Raw genomic sequence first — 6,389 nt, 5'->3', positions numbered from 1 at the left:
CATGGGGGTCCCCCCTGCTCGAGCGAAGCCGAGAGCTTGGGGGCGCGTGCTCTCGGTGTGCCGGGCCCTGAGCCTCGTACTGGATGTACTCGGGTCAGGGCCCGGTGCGGCGAGAGTGCGTGCATGACGTTGTGCGGCAGACGGGAGTACGACGACAGGGCCCGGGGGCCGCCCGGCCGGTGGCTCCGGCGTCAGGTGCCGGAGCCTTACGCGGAGCGCCGGCGGGGACTATTCGAGCAGCTCCGCGTACGAGCCCAGGGCCAGGGCGATGTCGGCCTGGGCCCAGAACCGGTGGTAGGTGAAGGTGGGCGCGGCGCCGCCCGCCAGATAGGACTCGATCTTCGACCAGGCCGGGTCGTCCTGGTAGAAGGAGCGGATCGAGTCGAACGTCGACGACGAGTTGATCGCATCGCCGTTGGGCATGGTGCCGGTCCAGCCGCTGGGGATGTGGACCGGGTCGTCGAAGCGGTTGTAGTCGGTGCGGGTCTCCGGGACGGCGATGCCCAGGTCGTCCTGGTGGTTGTTCCACATGCCGTCGAGGAGCTTCTTCGCGGTGGCCGCGGCCTCGGTGTCACCGGAGCGGTCGGCGTAGTACGTCAGGATCCTGGCGTACGCGCCCGCCACGCCGACGTCGTTGGTGTAGTCGACGACGGTGACGTGCAGACCGCCGTTGGCACCGGGGTTCGTGGCGTTCCACGTGTCGGGCTTGCCCGACCAGCGCAGCGTCGACGGGATCCGGAAGGTGCCGTCCGGGTTGACCGTGGTCTCGGACAGCGCCCAGTCCACCCACTTGTCGAGGACCGACTTGGCGAGCGCGTTGCCGGTCTGCTGGTACAGCTCGGCGACCCGCTCCATCGACCAGGCCTGGAAGCCGAACCACTGGTTGGACGGGGGGTCGTGGTAGACCGGCTTCTCGTCGTAGTACATGCCGTAGAAGGTCGGCGTGCCGGCCGGCGGTGTGGCGTACCGCCCCGCCCAGCTGTTGGTCGCGCCGCCCGCGATGGCGCCCTCGTCGGACTGCAGCCAGCGGTAGAACTCGAGCTGCCGCTGCATCGACTTGGCCCAGTCGTCCGCGCCCGTCGCCGACTTCGGCTTCAGCGGCGCGTAGGTGCTCAGCGCGTACGCGGCGAACGGGTTCTGGTAGCCGCCGTGCGCGTGGCTGGAGCCGATGCGCCAGGCCCAGCCCGCCGAGGAGTCGGTGGCACCGCCCCACGCGTAGTACCAGGACAGCAGGTAGTGCGAGGAGTCCTTGCCGGTGCCGGCCGGGCAGGACGACGGTCCCACGCAGTTGCCGATCTTCTTGAAGTACTTGTCGAACATGGCGTAGCGCAGGTAGTCGCCCATCTTCGCGGCCTTGGAGACGGTCGCGGAGACCTCGGAGCCCTTGCCCTGCTCCTTGGCCCACTTGTCCGCCCAGTAGGCGGCCTGCACGGCGCGCGCGTCGGCGTCCGGGGCGTTGGTGAACTTCCACTGCTTGGCGTACGAGGCGTCCTTGGTGAACAGGTCCAGGAAGCCGTTCTTCCCGCCGTACTTGAAGGCGTCGCAGGTGGGCTGCGGCACCGTCTCCCACACCGACTCCTGCGGGCCGCGCTGGAAGGTGTTGATGTACGACGGGCCGGTCGCCGTCGGGCCGGCCTCGCACTTGCCCGGCTCGTTGCCGTAGCCGTAGACGTTGTCGACGTCCTGCAGCCAGTGCATGCCGTAGACCTCGTCCGTGCCGTAGGCGGACCTCAGCTCGGCCGCGATCGGGTCGGGGCCGACCGGGACGCCCGTGTCGAGCGCGGACGGGTACTCGTTCGGGGTGTCGTACTCGGGCGCGTAGGTCGCCGGCTTCGAGGCGTTGTAGAAGGAGTTGGTCGGCTGGTCGGCACGGGTCGGGATCATGTACCGCTCCATGATGTCCCAGGCCCCGTTGAACTTCGACCAGTCACCGGTCACCTTGCCGTACATGGCCTGCAGCCACAGCAGGTAGCTGTACGCCTCCGAGGTGGTCTCGTGACCGTGGTCCGGTGCCTCGACGATCAGCGTCTCGACCGAGTGGTACGGGATGCCCTCGGGCGAGAAGTAGCCGTTCGCCGGGTCGGTGACCTTGCCGTACAGCTCCAGGAAGCGCGCGTCGTACGTCTTCGTCGCGCCCAGCTGGGTCACCGTGACCGAGGCCTTGCCGTGCCCCGGTGCGGTGGACTCGAAGACCGCCGAGCCGGTGCCGGAGGCGTTGGCGGCGATGGTCACCTTCTGCGCGGTGTTCCAGTTCGACGGCGTGAAGGTGAGCGAGGCGCCACCGGCGACCGACAGCCCCGAGTTGCCGCTCGCGCGGGCCGTCGTGACGGTCACGTTCGCGCTCGGCTGCTTCGACAGCTTCACCTCGTACGTGCCCGACTCACCCTGCCTGACGCCCAGTTGGGAGGGGGTGGCCACCACGGTGGGGCCCGAGGCGATCGTGATGCCGACCGGGCTGGAGCTCGCGGAGGCGCCCATGCTGTCGTAGGCCTTCGCCACCAGTGAATGACTGCCCACGGTCAAGCCAGCGACCGAAAGGGTGAACGGTGCGCTGCTGTCCGTGCCCAGCAGCTCGGTGTCGTCGTAGAACTCCACCTTGGTGATCGTGGCGTCGTCGGCCGCCGCCGCGGTCGCCGCGAGCGGGACGGGCTCCCCCTGGGTGTAGACGGCCCCGGCCTCGGGGCTGGTCAGCACGGTGATCGGCGGCTGGTGGGCGCCGACGCAGGTGGTGCCGTTGATCGCGAAGGACGTGGGCGCGGTGTTGGTGCCGCTGTAGGAGAACTGGGCGCCGGTCGTGACGGCGCCGCCGGCGGCGATCCGGGCGTTGTACCCGGCGTTCTTCACGGTCACGGTCCTCCCGGACTGCGACCAGCTGCCGTTCCAGCCGTTCGCGAGCCTCTGGTTGCCCGTGTAGTCGTACGTCAGCGTCCAGCCGTCGATGGGGTCCGTGCCGCGGTTGGTGAGCGTCAGGTCCGCGGTGAAGCCGGAGCCCCAGTCGTTCGTCCGGTAGTCGACACTGCACTGGACGGCCGCCGCCTGAGCGGGGGTCGAGCCTGAAGAGAGCATCGTCAGCGGGAGCGCGAGAGCCGCCGCGGCGGCCGTCCACCATCGCCGGACGCCTCTGCGTCTCCTGGGTGGGGGGTGCATGGTGCTGGTTCCTCCTGCGACTGGGAAAGGTCAAGGCTTGAACCAGTGGGAGCGCTCCCATAGTGGGGACGGGGTCAAGAGCGGTCAAGGCTTGTGAAGAGTCGAAAAGATTCGACAGGGCGGGGCGGGGGAAAGTCGGCAACACCCTCTGTTCTTCCTCGTCACTTGGCGCTAGCTTCATGGCACCAGTGGGAGCGGTTCCACCAGTCGGCGCGTCCGTCACGGCGCGTGTGAACTGCAAGGAGTCGCTCATGCGCCATCCCCCGCGTTCAGCACTTTCAGCCCTCCCCGTACACGGCGGAGCACTCCGTCACGCCCTCCTCCTCGGGCGGCACCGGGACGGCGGCGATCCGGCTCGACGGCACCACCCGCACCCCGGGCGCGGGGCCGGCGCACTTGTCGTGGGAACCCTCGCCGTCCGTGCTGCCCGCAGGCACCCCGGTTGGCGCCACGGACCCGTCCCGAACCGGGTCACGACGGCACTCCCACCCCCGTACGGCACCGGGCCGCGCGATCACCCGCGCACGCCCTCGAAGGACAGCCCCCTACGGATAGGAAACCCGCACTCATGAGTCGCACCAGAACCGCGCTCCTCGCCGCCATGGCGCTGGTCGCCGGCGCCACCGGGACGGCACTCGCCGCCGTCCCCGGCGACGTCGGCGCGGCCGCCGTCCCCTGCACCGTCGACTACAAGGTGCAGAACCAGTGGGACACCGGCTTCACCGCGTCCGTGACGGTCACCAACCACGGCGCCGCCAAGTCGTCGTGGGCGGTGAAGTGGTCGTACGCCGGCAACCAGAAGATCACCAGCGGCTGGAACGCCAAGCTCACCCAGTCCGGCGCCGCCGTCACCGCCGCCAACGAGTCCTACAACGGCACGCTGGCCACCGGGGGTTCGACCAGCTTCGGCTTCCAGGGCACCTACAGCGGCACCAACGCGGTCCCGGCCACCTTCACCCTCGACGGAGTGACCTGCAACGTCGACTCCGGCGGACCCACCGACCCGCCGGACCCGACCGACCCGCCGCCCCAGGGCGCCCGGGTCGACAACCCCTACGTCGGCGCCAAGGTGTACGTGAACCCCGAGTGGTCCGCGAATGCCGCCGCCGAGCCGGGCGGCAGCCGCATCGCGAACCAGCCCACCGGTGTCTGGATGGACCGCACCGCCGCCATCAACGGGGCCAACGGCAAGATGGGGCTGCGGGCCCACCTCGACGAGGCCCTGCGGCAGAAGGGCTCGGGCGAACTCGTCTTCCAGGTGGTCATCTACAACCTGCCCGGCCGCGACTGCGCCGCGCTCGCCTCCAACGGCGAACTCGGCCCCACGGAGATCGACAAGTACAAGACGCAGTACATCGACCCGATCGCCGCGATCCTCTCCGACCCGAAGTACGCCTCGCTGCGGATCGTCACCACGGTCGAGATCGACTCGCTGCCCAACCTCGTCACCAACGTCTCCCCGCGGGCCACCGCCACGCCCAACTGCGACGTGATGAAGGCCAACGGCAACTACGTCAAGGGCGTCGGCTACGCCCTGAACAAGCTCGGTGACGTGCCCAACGTCTACAACTACGTGGACGCGGGCCACCACGGCTGGCTGGGCTGGGACGACAACTTCGGGGCCTCCGCGGAGGTGTTCAAGCAGGCCGCCACCGCCGAGGGCGCGACCGTGGCCGACGTCCACGGCTTCATCGCCAACACCGCCAACTACAGCGCGCTGAAGGAGGACCACTTCTCGGTCGACCAGACCGTGGCCGGCAAGTCGGTGCGCGAGTCCAAGTGGGTCAGCTGGAACCGCTACGTCGACGAACTGTCGTACGCCAAGGCCCTGCGCGAGAAGCTGGTCTCGCTCGGCTTCGACTCGAAGATCGGCATGCTGATCGACACCTCCCGCAACGGCTGGGGCGGCACCGCCCGGCCCACCGGGCCCGGCGCCACGACCAGCGTGGACACCTACGTCGACGGCGGCCGCTACGACCGCCGGTTCAACACGGGCAACTGGTGCAACCAGAAGGGCGCGGGTCTCGGGGAACGGCCGAAGGCCGCACCGGAGCCCGGGATCGACGCCTACGTGTGGATGAAGCCCCCGGGTGAGTCCGACGGGTCGAGCAAGGCCATCGACAACGACGAGGGCAAGGGCTTCGACCGGATGTGCGACCCGACGTACACGGGCAACCCGCGGAACGACAACAACATGTCGGGCGCCCTGCCGGACGCCCCGGTCTCCGGGCACTGGTTCTCCGCCCAGTTCCAGGAGCTGATGAGGAACGCGTACCCGCCGCTGTCCTGACCGGCCGGCCCCGCTGATCCGCCGGGGCCGGGCCCGCCCGGTCCGGCCCCGGCGGACCGCACACGCCTCCCGTCGGCAGTGCCGCCGCTCCCGCGAAGAACGGTTTTGCGGGAGCGGCAACGCGGGTTGCTCACCCCCGGTGCGTCGGAGCACCCTGGCGGCACCCGAGCGGAGAGGCTGACCACCATGGCGCACCACCACCACGACCAGGGCCACGACCGCGGTCACGGCCACCACCACGACCACACCGACATCGACTGGGCCGAGATGGCCCCCCGGCTCGAGTCCCAGGCGGAACTCTTCACGCCGCTGTACGAGCGGGCCCTGAACTGGCTGGCGAAGGAGGTCACCGAACCCGGACTCGTCGTCGACGCCGGCAGCGGGCCCGGCGTCATCTCCTGCCTGTTCGCCGAGACCTTCCCGGGTGCGCGGATCGTGGCCGTCGACGGCTCGAAACCGCTGCTGGAGCGGGCCGCGGACCGGGCCGCCCGCCAGGGCGTCGCCGACCGCTTCGACACCCTCGCCGGTGAACTGCCGGACGTACTCGGCGAGTTGGACTACCCGGCCGATCTGCTCTGGGCCAGCCGCAGTGTGCACCACCTCGGCGACCAGAGCGCCGCGCTCGCCGCCTGCGCCGCGCGGCTCGCACCCGGCGGCACGCTGGCGGTGGTGGAGGGCGGCCTGCCCGCCCGGTTCCTGCCCCGCGACATCGGCATCGGCCGGCCCGGACTCCAGGCGCGCATCGACGCGGTGGAGGAGGAGTGGTTCTCCCGGATGCGCGCCGACCTGCCCGGCTCGGTCGCGCACGTCGAGGACTGGCCGGCCCTGCTGACCTCGGCCGGTCTGCACCACACCCGCTCGCGCACCTTCCTCCTCGACCTCCCCGCACCGGTCACGGACCGCGCCCGCGCCTACGTCGTGGACTCCCTCACCCGCACCCGCGAGGTCCTCG

At 70.3% G+C, this 6,389-nt stretch carries 4 protein-coding genes; 2 read left to right on the top strand and 2 right to left on the bottom strand.

What is annotated here, in order from left to right; translation table 11 throughout:
* Nucleotides 1-228: 228 nt before the first annotated feature.
* Together B7L92_RS34480 and B7L92_RS40795 are read right to left on the bottom strand one after the other, a co-directional pair.
* Nucleotides 229-3,147, bottom strand: coding sequence for a glycoside hydrolase family 48 protein (locus B7L92_RS34480; RefSeq protein ID WP_081241172.1), 2,919 nt, complete (start codon nt 3,145-3,147; stop codon nt 229-231).
* 278 nt (nt 3,148-3,425) lie between these two features.
* Nucleotides 3,426-3,599 carry a hypothetical protein gene (locus B7L92_RS40795; RefSeq protein WP_159461085.1) on the bottom strand — a complete coding sequence of 58 codons (174 nt, stop codon included), beginning with the start codon at nt 3,597-3,599 and terminating at the stop codon, nt 3,426-3,428.
* Between the two features lie 116 nt (nt 3,600-3,715).
* Between B7L92_RS40795 and B7L92_RS34475 the strand changes: the two genes are divergently transcribed.
* Together B7L92_RS34475 and B7L92_RS34470 are read left to right on the top strand one after the other, a co-directional pair.
* The gene (locus tag B7L92_RS34475) at nt 3,716-5,437 is read left to right on the top strand and encodes a glycoside hydrolase family 6 protein (RefSeq protein ID WP_081241171.1); all 1,722 of its coding nucleotides are present in this window, start codon (nt 3,716-3,718) and stop codon (nt 5,435-5,437) included.
* A gap of 186 nt (nt 5,438-5,623) precedes the next feature.
* On the top strand, nt 5,624-6,389 hold a 766-nt coding region (locus B7L92_RS34470; RefSeq protein ID WP_081241170.1), incomplete at its 3' end, for a class I SAM-dependent methyltransferase.

Origin of the sequence: Streptomyces viridosporus (genome assembly GCF_002078235.1) — a bacterium.
Classification (GTDB): Bacteria; Actinomycetota; Actinomycetes; order Streptomycetales; family Streptomycetaceae; genus Streptomyces; species Streptomyces viridosporus.
This window is presented reverse-complemented; position numbering and strand designations above follow the sequence as displayed.

Coding starts and splice junctions, on each gene's coding strand:
- B7L92_RS34480 (WP_081241172.1), bottom strand. CDS start 3,147: ATGCACCCCCCACCCAGGAGACGCAGAGGCGTCCGGCGATGGTGGACG.
- B7L92_RS34475 (WP_081241171.1), top strand. CDS start 3,716: ATGAGTCGCACCAGAACCGCGCTCCTCGCCGCCATGGCGCTGGTCGCC.